Here is a 20,281-nt window from a genome sequence, read left to right as displayed (position 1 = left end):
CTGTCTATTTTTGGAAAGAATAGGAAAAACTAAATTAAGATTCGATATAGTAAACTTTTGTTCAATCTAGAAAGTAGGTATTAAACATGACTGAAGATTTTTTTGCTGATTATGAAAAATTTGTTGTTCCACCTTTACATCAATATACAGGTGAGAAACGAAAATTTAATCCTAAAGACTATGCATCATATTACATCTTAACTGTCTCATTAAATGACTCTCTTATATCAAATTGGAACGATGCAGCTAAATATAAAATTGACGTCCGAAACTGTATAGATCACGTATTAAATGATTTTAATGAAAAAAAAGGTGGTAAATATCATCTACAATTACTTGAATTTGAAAGTGATAAATCCTATTTTGTCATTGCCTTGTCTATAAAAAATAAAATTGAAAAAGAAAAAATCAATGGAATTATTTCAAAGTATATTGAACAACTTGTTTCAAACTCTTTTTATATTGGACAAAGCTGGTACTGGCTAATTGGTCAAAAAGGGAAAAGAGACCGAAAACTCTTCAATATATCAATAAAGGAATACATGCACTAATATTATTCGGCATTGATATAAATTTTTCTAACCAATTCCCATTCTTACTATTAATATCCTCCTCTCTTAAATTTCCTCTTCTAAACAAGCTTTAACAAAGCTACCTAATTGTTCTTTATATAGAACGGAGGAATCCTTGTATTTCAAAGATGTTCTAATCATCTGTACCGAATACTTCCCAAGCTTCTTTAATATACCCACTAAAAGAAAAATGAGCCAATCAACTAATCGGCTCATTTCTAAGACTCATGTCAGTTAATTTAGTCCCTTAAACCCATACTTCTCTAATATCTTCATAGACTCATCATTTTGAAGATATTCATAGAATTTTTTAGCTTCTTTAGGTTGCTTGCTATTCTTTATTACGCCTAACGGATAAATAATTGGATCATGTGTACTTTCAGCTGCAGTTGCTACAATCTTAACTTTTGTTGATGTCAGCGCATCTGTTTTATATACAATCCCTGCATCTACATTATTTGTTTCTACATAAGAAAGTACTTGTCTAACATCCTTACCATATACTACTTTTCCTTCAATTGATTTCCAAACATTTAAATTTTCCAATGTTTCTTTACCATATTGTCCTGCTGGTACCGCTTCTGGCGTACCGATTGAAATTTTATCTGCTTTCGTAAGATCCTCAAAGGAGTTAATTTCTTTTTTTGTATCTTTTGGTACAACTAATACGAGTTCATTCCCAACTACATCTTTACCTTGGCTCTTATCAATTAGATTATCTTGTACTAGATTATTAAATTTGTCTTCTGCGGCCGAGAAGAAAAGATCTACCGGTGCTCCTTGAGAAATTTGTTGTTGTAATGCTCCGGATGCTCCAAAGTTAAAATTTATTTTCACATTAGGATTTGCCTTTTCAAAGTTTGCTTTAATATCATTTAGTGCATCCTGTAAGCTAGCTGCTGCTGAGATCGTCAATTCCACATTCTTTTGAACAGTTTCTTGTTTCTTGCCTGTAGACTTTGTAGCTTGTTCATTTGTTGAACAACCGGATACTGCTAGTCCTAATAACATCGTTATCGATAAAAATAAAGAATAAAATTTTTTCATTATTCATCAGCCTTCCTTTCTAAAACATAACTAGTTATATATAATTATATTTAGTTATAACTAAATAAGAAATAGAATTTTAAAATTCCCATTAAACTTACTAGGAATATGCTTTTTAAAAGGCATTGAGTTAAAATAGAAAATGGAGGGATGTAAATGACGATGGAACTTTCCTATACAATCGAAGAAGTGTCACAGTTTTTAAAAGTATCGAAATTAACCATTTATGACCTTGTCAAAAAAGGTGAATTACCTGTATTCCGTGTAGGAAGACAGATGAGAATAGCAGCAAATGACTTGGACAATTACATAAAAAACAATAAAACCAATCCGAACACCACATTGCCTGCCTCTGTTTCTGAACCTCGCAGAAGCGATCTAAAAGAATCAAATCATGTTGTTATTAGTGGCCAAGATTTAGTTTTAGATATGCTCGGTAAACAGATCGAGAAAAACTCATCCTATAAATCTTTAAGATCTTTTACTGGAAGCTTAAACAGTCTTATTTCTATGTATAATGGCGAATGTGACATCGTTAGCCTTCATCTTTTTGACGGAGATACAGGAGAGTATAATCTACCATATCTTAAAAAAATTTTAGTGGGACATCCATTTATTTTATTCAATCTGCTATCTAGGAAAGCAGGTTTATATGTTAAAAAAGGTAACCCTTTAAAGATTACATCTTGGAAAGATTTAGAACGTGAAGATATAAAGATCATAAATAGAGAGAAAGGTTCGGGTGCACGAATTCTTCTCGATGAACAGCTCCGTATCAACGAAATTTCTTCTAAAAAAATTAACGGATATGAGCATGAAGAAAGCAATCATTTAAGCGTGGCCTCCGCTGTCTCTACCGGGGTATCAGATGTTGGAGTCGGAATTGAAAAAGCTGCTAAAATTGTAGGAATTGATTTTATTCCACTAATCACAGAACAATATGACCTTGTTATATTAAAAAAACCTGCAAATGAACGACTGATCAGAATTGTCACAGAAATTTTATCTTCAAATCAGTTTCAATCAGAGGTTGATTCTTTAGGAGATTATGATACTTCCAGGACCGGGAAAATTATATATGAGACAAATTAAAAAAAGGCTACTTAATTTGTAGCCTTTTTTTTGCCGTTTATTTGAAAAGTAAGAGTTATTCAAAAAGACCAAAGCAATTATGATTTGGTCCTATATTTAAAACTATAATGAGTTAAAAAATACTCACATCATACATTGTATTAACAGAAGATTTTTTATGTAAGGATTTAATTTCCTCTTCAATTTCTCGACAATTCCTTACGATTTCCTTTATATATGAAATAATTTGTAAACATCCAAAAGAAGGCACCACTTTAGATTCGTCGTCACACTCAATTAACTTTATGCCGAATTCACTTTCTAAACTAATGATTGATTCTTTCAAGTCAGCTTCATTCATAAAAAATTTCTGTGCTGCAATCGTAAAGGAACCACTCTCTAAAACCCCACAAAGATGACTTAATTGTTCAATTTTCATATTACTTTCCTCCATACTCTAAGATGTTCCTTTTCCTGATCTAGTTTTATTATATTAAGTGTTGATGTAATTTTAATTTTGAAAAAAAGTATCAATATTGTTTTTTCTGATTAAATAATGATTTTTCACTGAATTAATCGTTTATAACTGCGTATGTAATCACCTTCCTAAAAACCAACTGAACAATTTCAAATGATACCAACTCAATAAAGGAAAAGTTCTACAATTAAAATTGATTTCCCTTTGATTTAAACTTGGGTTATTTTTGCCTTGATTTTATTGAATTTTCCAGTTTGATACGGCTAATTTCAGAAGAAATATATGTTAAATAGGCCAATATTATATTACTCAAATAGAAAAACCACCTATAATTGGTGGTTTTCTAAGGGATTCTCTATTCTTAAAATCTTTTTAACTATAACTATTCATTTGGGGGAATTGGGTTAAAAGCTATTATTTTTTCCAAAAAAGCTTGTTAACACACTATATCTCTAAGCAAAATTTAATTATTAATAAGGCTTAAATCAAACTATAATTGCATATAAGAAAAGGTAGAAAGATAGTCAATCTAATTAGCACATTCGGGGGAATAACAATGGTTTTCTTTTATCAATTCGGAATTTTAGTTGTTATTATTGGAATCGTTCTCTTCTTACTGTTTTATAAGGTCTTTATCAAAATAGGTAGATTATTTAATAATCATATTAAAAACATTAAAAAAGAAATCGGGAGAGATGAAGAGTGAACGGTGGATTAAGAAGTCTGATTGCAGGCGGTGTTATTATAATTGGAGGTATTATTTACACAATTGGTGGTATGTCGCATATTAGTGTTGGTAGTATCGGTATTGAAAAACATATGAGTGGAGAAATTACTGAAGTCCCCCAAGGTTTTCATTGGACTGGTTGGGGAGTTTCCGTCCAAGAATACCCTACATATACACAATCTTTAGTTTTATCAAGTGACAAACACGAAGGTGGTAATTCTGATCAAGAATGGTCAGTAGGTACCGGAGATCAGCAAGAACTACCTGTTAATACAAACTTAACATGGAAAATTTCAACTAAAATCGTAGCTAATCTTTATCAATCAGTAGGTGGAAAAGATATTAGTTACATCAAAAATAATATCGTCAAACCTACAATGAAAAATGTTGTGAACAAAATTACGCACAAATATAGCTGGAACGACATAAAAGGTTCAAAACAAGCTGATATTACTGAAGAAATCAATCTTGCACTAGATAAGGAACTCGCAAAACAAGGTATTGAAGTCGGAACTTTTGGATTTACACACGTAGGATCTCCTGCAGGTATGGCACAGACACAAGCACAGTTGGCAACTTCTGAATTGAACGTAAAGAAGGCATTAGCTGACCAAGAAAAAGCAAAAATTGAAAACCAAACAAAAATCCTAAATGCAGAAGCAGATGCTAAAGCAAATAAAATTTTATCAGACTCACTTACTCCAGAATTATTAAAGAAAATGGAAATGGATGCTCGACAAAAATGGGGTTGGGTTACTGTTCAAGGCGGGACACCTCTAGTGCAAGCAAAATAAATAAAGAACAATCTAGAAGCTTTCTCTAAAGTGGTCACATTAATTTAAAATTTTATTTCTCCCCAAAAATTTTAAAAATAGAATAAAAAAGAAATCCTCTCCGCAAATTAAAACTCTTTCTTTATTTATAGAAAGGGTTTTTATTTATTTTAAGATACAAAAAGAACTAATTTATAAGTTTCTAAAATTTGACATAAAAATGGTGAATGAAAACTATACAAGTATGCTATTCTCTATATGTATAAAAACAATAGGAAACAGAGCTAAATATTGTAGTTGTAATATTCAAGGTTCAGGATCTCTAAGTTATTAAGTCTGCTAATATGAAAGGGATGGTAGAAATGATTGTTAAATTTCTTATATCCTAGCATCATCATTTCTACTTTTTTTATCTTATATTTTGGATATCAATATCTAAAAGGTTCCATAACTTTCCTAAAACTTCTTTATTGGTTAATCTTTGGTATTTATTTTACATGTCTAATTAACTTCACTTTATTTCCTTTCCCCTATCAAAAATATTTAATTCGAGTAATGATAGAAGATCAGTTGGGATCTAATCATAATTTTATTCCCTTTAAATCGATCGTAGATACCATCAATTATGGCTCAATTTCAATTGTTCTAAAACAAATTGCTGGTAATGTTTTATTATTTATACCACTAGGATTTGCATTCCCTATTCTATTTTTTTAAATAACAAACAGAAAAACGATTTTAATAGGTTTTACATTAAGTCTAACAATCGAATTAATTCAAGCTATTTCTGGACTGTTCCTTGGCTATAACTACAGATCATGTGATATTGATGACTTAATACTAAATACAACTGGAACAATTATAGGACTAGCTATTTATAAAGTAAGTTCAAGATACTTTAAAAGTTTTGAAACGTTCAAAGATTAAAACCTAACTTCGTAAATTTCCTAGATTCTTAAGAATACCTACACAAAAAAATAGAGGCTGATTAAAGCAATCAACCCCTTCGTTAAAAAGTAATTCTTATTTATGCTACAATTTCTTTTTTGCTTTGAACCGCTATATTTTTAGTAAGTAAGCTAACAACGACTAAAAATACAAGATTTACAACTAAGCCAATTACACCGATATTCAAATCTTTAATATATTGAGGCAGTGCTGGAAATAATGATCCGATTGTTGTATTACTTATAGTGACATAAGTAACTGTTGCAACTCCAGTAAGAATACCAGCGAATGCACCTTGCTTCGTTACAAAGTTCTTTTTCATTAAACTAAAGACAAGTGTTGGGAACAATTGAGTAACTAGACTGTATCCCATTAAAAGCAGAGTTACTAATGTAGTTCCACCATTAAATGTGAAAAAAACTGCGAATAATGCAACTACAGGAACTAGGTATTTAGCTAAAACTGCAACCTGCTTTTCTGTTGCAGTTGGTACAAATACTTTATAAATATTTTTTGATATTAAAGTAGCAGATGCCATTAGAATCATCGAACCTGGCACGATTGCAGTCAATACCCCTGCTCCACCAATGATTCCAACAAACCACGGGTTAAAAGATTGTTTACTTAATTTTAATAAAGACAGATCGGCATCCGGACCTTGTAGTCCAGGAACTTGAAGAATTGCTGCAAATCCAACGAAAAACACAAATAGCAACACAAGTTGGTATAAAGGCATGATAATCGCATTTTTACGAAATACATTTTCACTTTTAGCTGAATAAATGGAGCCAAAAGTATGCGGCCACATATAAAAACCTAAAGCTGTTAGAAGAACTGTAGAATTAAACCAAGATACACTTAAACCCTCTTTTGGGAGACTTAGAAAACCTGGTTTAGCTTTATCAACTGCTTCAAACATCGCTTGGAATCCACCATAATAATGAAATGGTAGATAAATTCCTAGAAAAAGAACAACACCAAGAATCATAATGTCCTTTAACGCTGCAGTCCATGCAGATCCATGGATACCAGAGATCATTACATAAATAGTTACTGAAATAGCACCGATCCAAATCGCAAAAGTTGGTGAAATCATTCCATAAGAAGCCTCCGAAACGATGCTTCCTAATCCTTTTAATTGTAGAACTAAGTAGGGAATTACAGCAGAAACACCAACTAGTGAAACTAAAACGCCAAGGGCTTTACTTTTGTATTTACTTGTAAAAAAGTCCGGTTGGGACATTAAATTATTTTCTTTGGCATATTTCCATATTTTTGGAAGCAACCAGTAAGACATAATGTAAGCAAGTGCACCGTAAGCAGTGATATAGTATGTTGGACCACCTTTTCCATAAGCCCAACCACTTCCACCTAGGAACGTAAAGGTTGTATAGATTTCACCTGCCATTAAAAGAAAGACGAAAATCGTACCAAATCCTCTTCCACCAACACTCCATTGCTCAAGATTCATGTCTTTTCCTTTCCTAGCTTGTACCCCTAGAAAAATCGATACTGCAAGAAAAAGAGAAATTATAATTAATGCACTATTCATCTTATCTGTCCCCCTTATTCGCCGTATCTAATTTAAAGATAATCCACATAACTGGTGTTGATAAAACAGTCCAAAGTACAACCCAAAAAAGTAGAAAAGGCATTCCTAATACAAATGGCTCAACGTGGTTTGCCCAAGATGAAAAGCCCAGAATAGCAATAAATGGAATAAGTGCTAATAAATGATAGATTTTCAAAAATTGTTCCCCACTTTCAATTTAAAATTTATACTAGTTTAAATATTCAGAAAATAGAGATTTAGATTAAGTATATCCTTATAAAATAAGGTCTACTTAACCATAAGTCTATTAATCTAAAAGCTTAAATGTTGCATGAACAAATAATTTTACACCAATTTCCAAAGCATCCTCGTCTATTGTAAACCGTGCATGATGATGCGGATAAGTAATATCTTTTTCTTTGTTTCCTGCTCCCACATAGAAGAAAGTTCCTGGTGCCTTTTGTTGGAAAGCAGAGAAATCTTCACCACCCATGTTTGGTTTCATAAGGTCGAGAGTCTTTTCATCAAACACTTCTAGAATCGTTTCTTCAATAGCCTTCGTAATCTGATCATCGTTGATAACAGGGCGATATCCAAGCTCATAATTAAATTTGTATTGTGCACCATGAGCCTCAGTTATTCCTTTTATCACACGTTCCATAAGGTCAGGAACTGATTTCCTAAGGTCGGCGTTGAAACTACGAACGGTTCCACAGATTTCAACTGAACCTGGGATTACGTTATGAGTTGTACCTCCAATAAACTTAGTAACAGAAACTACTAGATTATCAAGTGGATCAGTGTTTCTAGAAACAATATGTTGAAGATTCGTTACAACTTGGGAAGCGATCGCAATTGAATCAATCGTGTCATGAGGAAGTGCTGCATGTCCACCCTTACCTTCAACAGTAATATAGAAAGTATCTGGAGCAGCCATCATCGGTCCATAAGCTACACCTACTGTACCTAGTTTCATAGGAGCCCAAAGATGAGCACCGATTACCATATCAACTCCATCCATTACTCCTGCTTGTACCATTTCCTCTGCACCACCAGGAAACAACTCTTCGGCGTGTTGAAACAAAAAGCGAACTTCACCTTTGATTTTATCTTTTAAACTAGTTAGAATTTTTGCTGTGCCTAGAAGCATTGCTGTATGACCATCATGCCCACATGCATGCATTACACCCGGATTTGTAGAAACAAATTCAAAAGTGTTTTCTTCCTCAATCGGTAAAGCATCCATATCGGCACGAATTGCTAACACTTTGCCGGGCTGAGAACCAATCAGACGAGCCATAACACTTGTCTTTGTTGGACGAGTTATCTCTAAATTTCCAAAAGTTTGAAGTGTATCATACACATATTGAGCTGTTTTTTCCTCGTGAAAAGATAACTCTGGGTACTGATGGAAATGCCTTCTCCACTTAATTACTTCTTCTTTTGTTTGCTCTACTAAACTATCTAATGATATTGTTTGCATGATTGTATCTCCCTCTATTCATTATTAGATAACTGAAGTACAGTATGATAAAGTACATTAGCACCGTCTGTACAATCTTCTTTTGAACTCCATTCAGCAGGATTATGGCTTATTCCATCTTTTGAACGGATAAAAAGCATCCCTATAGGACATAGACTTGTAAGCTGCATGCAATCGTGCCCAGCTCCACTTGGGATAAAAAATGGTTCTACACCTATCGTTTCACAAGCTAGTTTTGCTATATCTTGAATTTCATTAGAGCATAATGAAGGTGCAATACGTTGCAAAACTTCAACTTGCAATCCTACACTACGTTGTTCACATAAAATTTTAGCTCCTTCTAAAATTCGGTTTTCCACCCCATCCCGAATTGCTTCATTTACATCACGCAAATCCAAGGTGAATTCAACCTTTCCAGGAATTATATTGATTCCTCCAGGAAACAGCTGCAATTGACCAACTGTTCCAACCGTTGAACCTGTCTTAGCTGACTCAGTTTCAATTAGTTGAACAATCTGGGAAGCAGCAACTAAGGCATCGTTACGGTCATTCATTGGAGTTGTCCCCGCATGCCCTGCTTTACCTTCAATTGTGAATTTAAGCCACAACGGGCCTGCGATTCCTGTAACAATACCAACCGATAAATTATCGTTTTCAAGCACCTTACCTTGTTCAATATGTAATTCTACATAGGCTTTTACTGATCCAATACTTCTGACTGACTGATCAATTAATAATGGGTTATAACCTGCCTCGCTCATCGCTTGAGCTACAGTAATTCCTTGTTGATCCTTATTTTGGAGTTCCTCCAAAGTAAGTGTTCCAGCAATTCCTCGACTTCCAATCATTCCAAAGCTAAATCTTGCTCCTTCTTCATCTGTAAATACAATCACTTCAATAGGATGTACTGTTGTAATTCCCTGTTCATTCATCGTCTGGAGAATTTCAATCCCAGAGAGAACGCCAAGTGGTCCGTCAAAATTTCCGCCATTATATACAGAATCGATATGGGAGCCTACGAGTACAACAGGTGCGTTTTGATTAGTTCCTTCTTTACGTCCAATAAGATTTCCAACGGTATCTTCGTAAACTTTTAATCCTGCTTCAACCATATAGGAAGTAACTAATTCTTTAGCTTTTCTCTCATTTTCAGTAAAGGACAAACGAGTAATTCCTCCAGACTCTTGTTTTCCTATGGACCCGAGTTCCATAAGGCGATTCCACAATCTATCCTGATTAATCATTTTTCCTCCCGTTACAAACTAGTATTTAAGGTCTATTTATGGTTATGACCATAACTATATCACTAATTATTTATTTTGTTAAGTAATAATATTCAGAATATTAAATTTTCATATTTTATCTAATATCAAAGGCTAATTTTATAAATATTTCTAGGCCTTCCACGCGAATAAGGTGTTTCCTCTCCAACAACTTGAGCAATTCCTTGTTCCTCTAATTCTTTTAAAATTCTACGCGCGCTTCTCGGCATGATTTGCATATACTGTGCTAGTTCGTGAGCTCCAATCTCACTCTTTCCTATTTTTTTAAGAATAGATTCTAACTTACTAAGTGTCGAAATGCTTAAAGATGTTTGTTCGCTTATTTTTTGTAGTTCTTTTGAGACATAAGAATATGTAATTTGTTCCTCTCTTCCCAATGGCCCCGCTATCGTTTGATTATCGAGAGCAACCATCCAACTTCCTTTTCCAAACTCTCTAGCATGAAATAACGCTCTTCCGGCATGAATTTCTGCTTCGTAAGCCGTTTTACCGATTCCAATTCCACACGTAATGACTTCTTTCTTTAATTCTTCGAGATCTTCCAAATTCGGTATAATAGAAAATTCATTCGTTATATCCTGTAGTAGCCCTCGGGTTGTAAAAATGACATATCGACCAGGACCAGCAGATTTAAGTGATCCTTGAAGTTTATTTGCGTAAACAAGAAGCTTCTCTGCCATTTTAATTTCTATTTTGTAAATTTCATCAGTTGAAAAAGTATCCTTTGCTAGTCCAAAATAAGAGTCAATCTCTATCATTTGAACTGCAATTTGACTTTCTTTAAAATGTAACATCTCATAAGTTCGAAGTGCTAAATTTAGTACAGACTCAATAGCTGACTTTGCAGGAAGTACGCGATAAACGGGGACTCCCATCTTCTCAAGTTCAATATGTGCCGACCTGAGACATGTAACTGCTGCTTTCGTTTTTCCACTTTTCCATAAATCATAGTGGTATCCTGCAAGTACATTTGCATCAACTTCCCCTTCATAATATTTCAAAAATAAATGATCAGCTTTAATTTCTGCTTCATCTAAAATGCTTTTGAGTTCATCATAATGGAAGTTATCAAAGCTGATTTGCTCCATTGCAATCTGGTTATGATAAAATATTTGTAACAAAGTTTTATAAAGACTCGGTCCAGTGTGGGGCGTAAAAAACATGGGTTTTGTAATTCCACCCCAGCTTTTTGCTATGGCATAAGGGACCTTTCCTGAAAAGAGCCAAATATCAAAATCATTTGCAACTGGACTTAAAAGATCAGGTATTTCCTCTTCTCTCCAATAGATAATAGAAGTACATTCAAATTCAGGGTATTCCTTTATTACAGATTGAATAACGTCAATCGAATCATCAGATCCAAGTAAACCTAAACGGATTTTTTTCATCTTTTCCTCCACTACTCTAAAATAAATAAAATTCCTAAAATGGTAATGCAGCAGGCAATCAACTTAGCTGCTGTAATTTTTTCTTTATAATAAATTCTTGCTAAAAACAATGCAAATATTGGTGAGGTATAAGCTAAAGCTACAACTAGAGTCCCATTGGCAATCTTTAAGGCTGCAAACAATGCAATCCATTGTGAAATCGCAAGCACCCCACGAATCGAAAGGTGCATATTCAGTTTGGGATACCAAATTTTTGGACGATGTATTAAATAGATTATTAGGGCAATCCCACTCGCTCTGAAAAAATAAAGTGTGGGGGCGTTTATCCATTGATGAACGAGCAATTGTTGTGTAGGAACCATGCTGAGCCCAGCAGTAACTGCAGCTGCAACTCCTAATAAATTCCCTGGCTTTTTTATTTCTACTAATGGAGATAACATGTTTCTACCTCTTACGTTCAGGAAATATACACCAAGTACAATAAGCAATACCGGAATTAAAATATGTATATCGAATCCGTGCAATATGCTATTTGGAATAAACGTGAATAATGGAGTTAATGCAGTATACACTGCTAGTTGAGATACTTCTATTCGTCCTAGCGCTAAGAAAAATGTTACATTAGACAATGCATCTAAAATAATTACAATGATTAATAAACCTATTGTAGCTGGGGTAACAGAAAAGGAATAATACCAAGGCATTACGCAACCTAACAAAATGGTGACCACTAGAAAAGATGTTACAATAAAACTATTATTATCCTTCATTTGCATTGTTATTTTTTTGGCATACAACGCATTTACTGCATTCAAAAAAGAACTAATTAATGCAAGAAAAAACATACTCTATTCCCCTCTCCTCTAGTTCATTATCTGGCTAAATGTACAAGTAAGTTTCCAAAAACTTCAACTGCATACGCAATTGTTTTTTCGTTAAAGTCGAATGCACAATTATGATGGCCTGCAGCCAATTCAGTCCCAAACAATAGATAAGTAGCCATCCCACCATTTTTTTGAACCTCTTTCATCATATACGTTACATCTTCTGAAGCAAGAAAAGGCTGAGAAATAACAATTTCACTGGTTTGTTTAACTTTTGATCCTATTTCATATACAAGTTTCGCAAGATCAGCGTCACAATCTGCTATAATCGAACGTCCTACTACTTCGGTATGTTCCTTAATCCCATACAACTGAGCCACGGATTGTATGATCCGCATTGATTCATTCTTCATATATTGATCAACCTCGTTGGTTGATCCTCTTGTTTCAAATTTTAGCTTAGCATGTGCCGGAATAATGTTTCGACCTTCTCCACCTTGAATAACTCCAACATTTATTCTTGAATCTCCTAATCCATGCCGTGAGATTGCATACAATTGCAATGTAATAGTAGATGCCGCAAGCAATGCATTCCTACCTTCATGTGGTGCTAATGCAGCATGTGCCTGCAATCCTTCCAGTTCTAAATCAAACTTGGTTGACGCGAAAAAATCTGTTACGCCACAGACAAGTTGATTTTGTTTTGTTGCTGTTACACCAATATGACCACTAAAGAAATAATTAACATCATCTAAGACCCTCGAATCAACCATTGCTCTCGCACCACGCGCACCTTCTTCAGCAGGTTGAAATATGAGTTTAATTTTTCCTGAAAGCTCCTCTTTCATTTTTGAAATCAATTGTGCCATTCCTAACCCAATTGCAATATGTCCATCGTGTCCACAAGCATGCATATAGCCTTCTACTTTCGAATGAAAACCTCGATTCCATGGAACATGATTTAATCCTTTATCCTCAGCTATTTCCAATGCATCAATATCAAATCGGAAGGCAAGTGTTGGACCAATCCGCCCTGTATCCCAAATGCCTACTACACCAGTTAACCCGTCTTCCATTTTCTCAATCCAATACGAATTTGCCCCAAACGACAATGCCCGCTCTTTTGCTTCTTCTATCGTTTTTTCATCCGGGACACCCATTCTCGATTCAGGTACAATGATTTCCCTTCCAGCTTTCACTTCAAATCCCAATTCAGACAAGAAATCTGCTATGAGAGATGAGGTTCGGAATTCTGTCCATCCTATCTCAGGAAAACAGTGGATATCACGTCTAATATTGATTAAACTTCCTTTCATCTTATCAACCAATTCTGAGATTAATTCTTCCACGTCGTTTGCCTCCTAATAGAATTATTAAATTAAACAACAAGCCAAAAAATACTCACCTTTCACTTTTCTCAATATTTACGGTTGAATTCAGGTTACGACCATAATTATAGACTATTCTGACATTTTTGAATAGAAACCTAAAATACTATTTTAATAGATTAATAAGGTTTCTTACTTAAGTAGTAAAACGATCGTAGAGAATGATTTTTTTTTAACAAAAAAAAAGGTGCCCCTTAAAAGTTTTACTTTTGGGACAACCTCTTTATTCGTACTATTCATATCGAAGAGCTTGAATTGGATCAAGCTTAGACGCTTTATTTGCTGGAAAAACACCAAATACGATCCCAACTAATAAAGAGAATACAAATGATAACAGCATAACTGGTACAGAATATGCAATTGCTGTTCCTGTCGTTATAGTGAATATTTTTGTACTTATAACGCCTATTACAACACCTATTATTCCTCCAAGTGAACTTAATACCATTGATTCAATGAGAAATTGAAGAAGAATACTTTCACGCTTTGCTCCAATTGCTTTTCGAATACCAATTTCTTTTGTACGTTCTGAAACCGATACAAGCATAATATTCATTATACCGATACCACCAACAATAAGTGAGATCGCAGCACTTCCACCTAGCATTAATGTCATCGTTTTATTAACAGATGAAGCAGTTTCCATTAAATCCTCTGGACTCGAAACGCTATAGCTATCTTCATCGCCAATAATCGTAAACATCTTTTGTTCGATTCTACGTAATGTAAAATTAATCATATTTTCATTTTCTACTTTTACATAGACAGATCCAATTGAAGTAGTAGATGCCAAGCGCTGAGCTGTGCTAAGCGGAACAAAAATCGTACTGTCCCCACTTGAACCTAATGAACTACCAACTGATTGAAGTACCCCAACAACTCTAAATGATGTTCCATTTACTTTAACGTATTGACCAACTGGATTTCCAAAACCGAATAATGTTCGTGCTGTGCTTGAACCAAGAACTGCTATTTTTGAGTGATTATCATTATCCAAGTCTGCGATAAATCTGCCTGATTGCAACTCTAAATCACGAACTTTTAAATAAGGTGAAGTTGTTCCTGTTACTGACACTTGTGCGTTCGTTTGTCCGTTTTTTACAGTTACTCTTCCAGAGACAGTCGGAGCGATCGCTTCTACACCACTAACGTCCTTAAGTTGATTGGCATCATCTTCTTTAAACGTTACATCTGAGCCAGTAACACCTACTGTTAATACATTTGTACCTAAGCTTCCTATTTGATCTTGCACTTCTTTCGTTGATCCTTGTCCAATCGCAACCATCACAATTACGGAGGATACACCGATAATAATACCTAGCATTGTTAGGAACGCTCTTACTTTATTTCCTTTAATGCTCTTAAGCGCCATTCTCAGTGTCTGCAAACCATTCTCCTCCATTCTCGTATAACTGGCCATCGTGAATTCGTACAACACGAGTTGCTTGTTTTGCTACTTCTAAATCATGTGTAATTAGAATAATCGTATGCCCTTGCTCATTTAACAAATTCATAATCTCCAAAATTTCCTTACTTGTTTTACTATCAAGAGCTCCAGTCGGTTCATCTGCCAGTAAAATAGGAGGGCTTCCAGCAAGAGCACGCGCAATTGCGACACGCTGCTGCTGCCCCCCTGATAATTGTGTAGGTAAATGATTTGCTCGATCGACTAATCCTACTTTTTTTAACGCCGAAAGAGCAATTTCTCTTCGTTCAGCTGTTTTCATCCCTCTATAAATGAGAGGTAGTTCTACATTTTCTACCGCAGTTAACTTTGGTATAAGATTGAAATTCTGAAAAATAAATCCAATTTTTTCATTCCGTATAGTCGCTAGTTGCGAGCTCTTCATTTGCCCTACATCTTCATTATCAATCAAATATCTCCCAGAATCCGGTCGGTCTAAGCATCCAATCATGTTCATAAATGTTGACTTCCCTGAACCTGAAGGACCGATGACTGATATAAAATCACCCTTTTGGATATCAAGGGATACACTCTGAAGAGCCATTACCGTTTCTCCGCCAAGTTCATACATTTTCGTCATGTTTTTTATTTGAATAATCGGCTCAAAGTTAGTCATTATTTACCTCCTTGTCCGCCACCTGTTTGGTTTCTTTCAGTAGCTCTTCCTCCGAAGTTACCTCCACCAGAAAATCCTCCACCTGGGAAGCCACCACCTGGGAAGTTGCCACCTTGCATCATAAATCCACCTTGAGAGGAATTACCTCTAGATTGAACACTCGGTATTTCAACAGACTCTCCTTCTGTTAATCCACTTGTAATTTCTACATTCGTATCATTTGTGATACCAGTTTTTACAGTAACTTTCTTTGTAGATTTTCCAGAATCATCTGTAGATGTAGGAACTAATACATATTTTTCATCTTCATTTTTATACACTGCTTCTACTGGAACATATAACGCATCTGCTTTACTCTGTATTAAAATACTTGCTTCTGTTGACATACCAATTTTCAAACCTTTTGGATTTTTAATTTTTACAGTTACATCAAATGTTGAAACGCCATTTGTCGATGTGCCTTCATTTGCTACTTTCGTTACAATCCCATCGAATGTTTCACCTTCAAAAGCACTTGCAGTTATTCTTACTGACTGTCCAACTTTTACCTTAGTGATATCTAATTCATCTACACTGATTGTTGTTTCCAAAGAACTGTAATTTGTTATATGTGCTACTGTCGCAGAACTTTGTACAGAATCTCCACTATTAACAGCAAGACTAGTGATTGTTCCAGCAACTGGTGCCTGTAAAATACTATCATCTGTAAATTTCACAAGTGTTTCACCTGCTTTTACAACTGAGCCTTCCTTCACATTTACAGTATCCGCTATTAAACTACTACCTCCAGTATTTCCAGTACTAGAATTATTTGAGGAACTGTCACCATTTTCTCTTGTAATCGGTAATTTAACTCCCTCTTCATCTTCCATACGAATTAGAACTTTTCCTTGCGATGCTCCGCTACCGCTACTTACATAAACCTTTGTAATTTCTCCATCTTTTGGAGCAGTAACAACATCTCCATTTTTAAATGTTACAAGTGTGTCACCTTTATCTACCGATTCTCCAGATGAAACACTTACACTATCCACAACTAGAATTGTATTTTCCGCAGTAACATCTTCGTCAGTATTTGCAGTTACCGAACCCGATCCAGTAACAGCTACCTCTAACTTTCCTTTTTGTGCCGTAATTGTTTGTGCTGTAGCCATCACATTTTGGGCTTGATTTGCTTGACTCTTACTATAAATGAACCAACCACTTCCTCCTCCAACAGCAACAACAATAACTGAAATAATAACCCACTTTTTCAATTTACTTTTCTCCTCTCCATCATTGAGATTGATATGAATATTTACCCGATTATTCTATCTTGAGATACATGCGATTTCGGAATCTCACATATCCCCCGAACCTCTATCTTGTAACCATTTTAAGAAAATTAGGACTTGTCATTCGTTTATACAGCAAACTTACTCTACTATTGATCGTTTGAATTAGAGCTTGTTTTATTTATTTTTTTACTCCTCCTAATTTCATTTGATAAGCTCATTTTGGATTGTGTACCTTAAATTTCCCTTAAAAAAAATCAATGCTTTTTAATGGGGAGAGAACTTGAGTCAAAAAAAAAAAACCCTTCTATCTTTATGAAGGGGGACTTATCAATATTTAGTTCATAAATTTCTACACAAAAAATAAGGAGTGATTATGTGCATTCAACCCATCTTCATCATCCTCTAATTCATAGTCCAGTGAATAATAGATATCATATATACAATCATGATAACCCCATCCAATTCCCTCAGATTTTTGAACAACAGAATATAGACGTTCTTTAAATGAATTAAAAAAGTCTTCATTTTTATTACATTCGTCCACTACTTTGTCATACATAGTTATCATACTATTGTAAAACTTACTAATAATATCACCATATGTATTCTACTTTCTTCTTGGTTTTTTCATATAAATCATTTATTGCTTCTTCACCTATTTTATTTATTGGATAAAAACTGTTGAACATCTTTATTTTGCTTATATAGATCTGTAATTAAGTTAATTAGTTCTAGATTATCTAATACCTTTAGTTCTCTTTTTAAATCCGTTAATTTTATTTTGGTCATTGATTCAAGTCCTTTCGTGAACTATCCTGTATATATCAACATATTTCATAATTCTGTTTGTTATTTCCCACACATAGTCTTACATTTTTTTGTATAAACTTCAAATCCAACTATATTATAACAAATCGAAAATATATATTGTTAAAGGATTTAATAACGAACGATTCCATACTTTATTGAGTAAATTAAAAACACAAAAAAATGGACATTAAATGTAATTCAATACATTTAACATCCATTTAATCTCTACGAATTGCCAAAAAGTTCAATACTTCAAAGGTGGCTCTATATATACTTCCGATGAATATTCTTCCCATCATAACTAAATAACACAGACTTATTATCAATATTCGTCTCTAAATAAACTTCTCTACCCCACAACTGATGTATATAAGGCATAACCTTCTCAACATACTTAACATCAAGTTCCATATTTTCATAGGAATGCTTCAAATAAAGCTCTCCATTTTTTAAGTAATCGCCCTCTTGAACAACGATATTTGGAAATCCGCCATTTACCCTACTTACAACAAGTTGGTCTCTAACATTTTCCCATGCTTTATCAGTGACTTTATATTCCTTACCTTGTCGCTGGAATAAATACATATCTTCTCTCATGACAAGATCTTTCGTTAAGTAGTTTCGAATAAATGAACTATCAGACTCTAACTCTCGTACTTCAAACATTTTTTCTCTTCCGCTGCCTGGCTTAACACCTAACTCACGCATTTCTTTTGTTGGATGATTGTATCTTTCTTCAATATCTTCAAACATTCTTAGTCCTAAATAATATGGTTTAATGCTTGTTTTCGATGGCTGAACTACCCCAGCATTAAGCTTTGCGTATTCGATTGCTTCATTTGAATCAAGGTTGAGTTCGCGCATGATACGGATGTGCCAGTAACTTGCCCAGCCTTGTTTCTCTCAACGATCTTCTTTTTGATATTCCTCACCAAGAATTTTCACTTCTGTTTCAATAACAATTTTTATTTATTTTTCACCGTTTCTTGCATAGATCGAATCAAGTCGAGGTAATCCTTTGAAGTTGCATGATCTACATTCACAATGAATCCTGCATGCTTCTTTGATACTTCTGCTACCACCCCGACTACTTTAAACATTAGACCATAAAAAAATTGGACAACTAGTAATTTAACTAGTTGTCCTTATAATACGAACACATGCGTTAGTTATAATGAACTAATGAATTGCCCCCAAATTGTTGACTCAACTAAAACCTTTATAGTGAATTTCAATTGGCTTCCATGAATTCACTATTGATCCAAAGTTTAAGCAGGATATCCTCCGGTTGGTGGTGGCCAAGCACTAAATAATCTGCGTATTAGTACGATTTCACCTAAATGATAGGAGTTGTGAGATGCAATATTGCGTAGTACACCACCTGGGGATTCGCCTGGCCATTTCTCTAATGATTTGTCCAATTGAACAGTTTGGGCAATCGTACATGCCTGTTCTATCCCTTGAAGAAAATGCTGAATAATCTGTTTCCACTCTTCCTCATTACTAGGTCCTTCTTCAACAGGCCAGCTTTCTTTCACATCAGAAGGTAATTTAGGCCTCTCTCCTTGTGCGAATAATAAGAGGAATTCTTGCCAGTATGTCATGTGTTTGACTAATTGATAAATAGTATAAGGTAGCTCCTCTATTCTTTTTCCAGCAAGATCCATGTCTATATCCAACAAAGCATTCTTGATAGGAAGATGACCACGTTCTCCTCTTAATGATTTTACTAATGTGTCACTAAATGCTTTATTTGACTGCTCCATATTACCGACTCCCAACATTTTTATTTCTATTTTACTAAATTTGTTGTTCTATCCCTTTCTATTATCTAAATATTTAATAGAAAAAATCACTGTTAACATTAATCAAATCGAATTTTTCATCTGAACCATATGATGATAAAGACCCAATTTTTTACTAATTACAGTACTTTTTCATATCTTTTTTTAATTATATTGTTTAGAGTAAACTCTAAGTCAATAGATTATGAGAGGATTGCTTTTTAATAGTAGAAAACGTAAGAACCTAAACAAAAATTCTACAAATAATTAATAAGATATGAATTGAAAATGATACTAAGATTAATAAAACTTTTATTCAACAAACGCATGAGTTAGTTATTAAGAAGAGCTGCCAATAGCTGCTTTTTTTATATTAGTATTTTGAAGGATCGTTAATTAAGGCATGGTATAATTAATTTTTTATTTACTAAGCGATTAAAGACAATAAAATAGATTTTTATTTAAGGTCTTACAGAAAAATATAAAAAAGGGGTTGAAGTAATGGAGAAAATTTGTGGACCATGTGCTAGAAACATAGGAATGTCAAAAGAAGAACGTATGAAACTAGCTGACTCACGTATTAACAAACAGATATACCTCTGTCCAAATTGCAAAAATGAACACAGTTATGAAAGTGCAGTAAAAATAGCTGTTCAAGTAAATAATACTTCGAAACAAGTAATTGAAAAGAAAAAATCCACAAAGAAAAAGAAAGTGGAATCAGAACAATTTACATTATTTTAGATTTATTAATTGAGCTTTAAAAAAGTGTTTTATTTCTAACGCATGCGTTAG

22 protein-coding genes and 2 pseudogenes are annotated in these 20,281 nt (G+C 34.1%); 6 read left to right on the top strand and 18 right to left on the bottom strand.

The features are described 5' to 3' along the window. The first annotated feature begins 86 nt into the window (after window positions 1–86). Window positions 87–551, top strand: a complete 465-nt coding sequence (locus V5E38_RS01680) for a hypothetical protein (protein WP_499211959.1) — start codon at window positions 87–89, stop codon at window positions 549–551. A gap of 66 nt (window positions 552–617) precedes the next feature. Here the strand turns inward: V5E38_RS01680 and V5E38_RS01675 are convergent, their stop codons facing one another. Continuing rightward, on the bottom strand, window positions 618–788 hold the full coding sequence (locus V5E38_RS01675; protein ID WP_499211958.1) for a hypothetical protein: 171 nt from the start codon (window positions 786–788) through the stop codon (window positions 618–620). 18 nt (window positions 789–806) lie between these two features. After that, complete coding sequence (gene modA, locus V5E38_RS01670; protein ID WP_499211957.1) at window positions 807–1,619, bottom strand: molybdate ABC transporter substrate-binding protein; 813 nt, start codon at window positions 1,617–1,619, stop codon at window positions 807–809. A 156-nt stretch (window positions 1,620–1,775) separates the two neighbouring features. Here modA and V5E38_RS01665 point away from each other — a divergent pair, with 156 nt between their 5' ends. Beyond that, window positions 1,776–2,711, top strand: coding sequence for a helix-turn-helix transcriptional regulator (locus V5E38_RS01665; RefSeq protein ID WP_499211956.1), 936 nt, complete (start codon window positions 1,776–1,778; stop codon window positions 2,709–2,711). Between the two features lie 112 nt (window positions 2,712–2,823). Here V5E38_RS01665 and V5E38_RS01660 read toward each other — a convergent pair whose 3' ends face one another. After that, complete coding sequence (locus V5E38_RS01660; RefSeq protein WP_499211955.1) at window positions 2,824–3,129, bottom strand: helix-turn-helix domain-containing protein; 306 nt, start codon at window positions 3,127–3,129, stop codon at window positions 2,824–2,826. 595 nt (window positions 3,130–3,724) lie between these two features. Here V5E38_RS01660 and V5E38_RS01655 point away from each other — a divergent pair. The 3 genes and pseudogenes from V5E38_RS01655 (at window position 3,725) to V5E38_RS01645 (ending at window position 5,595) form a co-directional block, all read left to right on the top strand. After that, the gene (locus tag V5E38_RS01655; protein ID WP_179887080.1) at window positions 3,725–3,874 is read left to right on the top strand and encodes a hypothetical protein; all 150 of its coding nucleotides are present in this window, start codon (window positions 3,725–3,727) and stop codon (window positions 3,872–3,874) included. After that, on the top strand, window positions 3,871–4,689 hold the full coding sequence (locus V5E38_RS01650; protein ID WP_499211954.1) for an SPFH domain-containing protein: 819 nt from the start codon (window positions 3,871–3,873) through the stop codon (window positions 4,687–4,689). Before V5E38_RS01655 ends, V5E38_RS01650 begins: the two co-directional genes overlap by 4 nt. A 345-nt stretch (window positions 4,690–5,034) precedes the next feature. Next, a pseudogene (locus V5E38_RS01645) lies at window positions 5,035–5,595 on the top strand (VanZ family protein). A gap of 100 nt (window positions 5,596–5,695) precedes the next feature. Here V5E38_RS01645 and V5E38_RS01640 read toward each other — a convergent pair. From V5E38_RS01640 to V5E38_RS01570, 15 genes and pseudogenes are all read right to left on the bottom strand, one after another. Next, the gene (locus tag V5E38_RS01640; RefSeq protein WP_499211953.1) at window positions 5,696–7,168 is read right to left on the bottom strand and encodes a sodium:solute symporter family protein; all 1,473 of its coding nucleotides are present in this window, start codon (window positions 7,166–7,168) and stop codon (window positions 5,696–5,698) included. A 1-nt stretch (window position 7,169) separates the two neighbouring features. Next, complete coding sequence (locus V5E38_RS01635; protein WP_098427932.1) at window positions 7,170–7,364, bottom strand: DUF3311 domain-containing protein; 195 nt, start codon at window positions 7,362–7,364, stop codon at window positions 7,170–7,172. Window positions 7,365–7,475: 111 nt separating this feature from the next. Next, entirely contained in the window at window positions 7,476–8,651 is a 1,176-nt protein-coding gene (locus V5E38_RS01630) for a M20 family metallopeptidase (protein WP_499211952.1), read from the bottom strand. Between the two features lie 14 nt (window positions 8,652–8,665). After that, window positions 8,666–9,895, bottom strand: coding sequence for a Zn-dependent hydrolase (locus tag V5E38_RS01625; protein WP_499211951.1), 1,230 nt, complete (start codon window positions 9,893–9,895; stop codon window positions 8,666–8,668). 125 nt (window positions 9,896–10,020) lie between these two features. Next, window positions 10,021–11,322 carry an ArsR family transcriptional regulator gene (locus tag V5E38_RS01620; RefSeq protein WP_499211950.1) on the bottom strand — a complete coding sequence of 434 codons (1,302 nt, stop codon included), beginning with the start codon at window positions 11,320–11,322 and terminating at the stop codon, window positions 10,021–10,023. 11 nt (window positions 11,323–11,333) lie between these two features. Next, window positions 11,334–12,167 carry an EamA family transporter gene (locus V5E38_RS01615; protein ID WP_387328690.1) on the bottom strand — a complete coding sequence of 278 codons (834 nt, stop codon included), beginning with the start codon at window positions 12,165–12,167 and terminating at the stop codon, window positions 11,334–11,336. Between the two features lie 26 nt (window positions 12,168–12,193). Then, complete coding sequence (locus tag V5E38_RS01610; protein ID WP_499211949.1) at window positions 12,194–13,495, bottom strand: zinc-binding metallopeptidase family protein; 1,302 nt, start codon at window positions 13,493–13,495, stop codon at window positions 12,194–12,196. Window positions 13,496–13,766: 271 nt separating this feature from the next. Next, on the bottom strand, window positions 13,767–14,921 hold the full coding sequence (locus V5E38_RS01605; protein ID WP_499211948.1) for an ABC transporter permease: 1,155 nt from the start codon (window positions 14,919–14,921) through the stop codon (window positions 13,767–13,769). Continuing rightward, window positions 14,896–15,615, bottom strand: coding sequence for an ABC transporter ATP-binding protein (locus V5E38_RS01600; RefSeq protein ID WP_499211947.1), 720 nt, complete (start codon window positions 15,613–15,615; stop codon window positions 14,896–14,898). Before V5E38_RS01600 ends, V5E38_RS01605 begins: the two co-directional genes overlap by 26 nt. Further along, a complete protein-coding gene (locus V5E38_RS01595; RefSeq protein ID WP_499211946.1) occupies window positions 15,615–16,871 on the bottom strand; it encodes an efflux RND transporter periplasmic adaptor subunit in 1,257 nt (418 codons plus the stop codon). The genes V5E38_RS01600 and V5E38_RS01595 overlap by 1 nt, the downstream gene beginning before the upstream one ends. Window positions 16,872–17,241: 370 nt before the next feature. Beyond that, entirely contained in the window at window positions 17,242–17,451 is a 210-nt protein-coding gene (locus V5E38_RS01590; protein ID WP_499211945.1) for a hypothetical protein, read from the bottom strand. 101 nt (window positions 17,452–17,552) lie between these two features. Then, window positions 17,553–17,681, bottom strand: coding sequence for a hypothetical protein (locus V5E38_RS01585; protein WP_499211944.1), 129 nt, complete (start codon window positions 17,679–17,681; stop codon window positions 17,553–17,555). Window positions 17,682–17,966: 285 nt separating this feature from the next. Continuing rightward, window positions 17,967–18,599 (bottom strand): annotated as a pseudogene (locus tag V5E38_RS01580) (SpoVR family protein); the annotation flags it as partial. A 68-nt stretch (window positions 18,600–18,667) separates the two neighbouring features. Continuing rightward, window positions 18,668–18,802: a hypothetical protein gene (locus tag V5E38_RS01575; protein ID WP_499211943.1), complete on the bottom strand. Its 135-nt coding sequence runs from the start codon at window positions 18,800–18,802 to the stop codon at window positions 18,668–18,670. A gap of 168 nt (window positions 18,803–18,970) precedes the next feature. Then, a complete protein-coding gene (locus tag V5E38_RS01570; RefSeq protein ID WP_056471542.1) occupies window positions 18,971–19,468 on the bottom strand; it encodes a DinB family protein in 498 nt (165 codons plus the stop codon). Between the two features lie 519 nt (window positions 19,469–19,987). Between V5E38_RS01570 and V5E38_RS01565 the strand changes: the two genes are divergently transcribed. Then, complete coding sequence (locus V5E38_RS01565; protein ID WP_499211942.1) at window positions 19,988–20,230, top strand: hypothetical protein; 243 nt, start codon at window positions 19,988–19,990, stop codon at window positions 20,228–20,230. Window positions 20,231–20,281 lie beyond the last annotated feature (51 nt).

Origin of the sequence: Rossellomorea sp. GAMAL-10_SWC (assembly GCF_049568075.1) — a bacterium.
Lineage (GTDB): Bacteria > Bacillota > Bacilli > Bacillales > Bacillaceae_G > Gottfriedia.
Note: the sequence above shows the minus strand (reverse complement) of the source record. Positions and strands in the feature narration are given on the sequence as shown.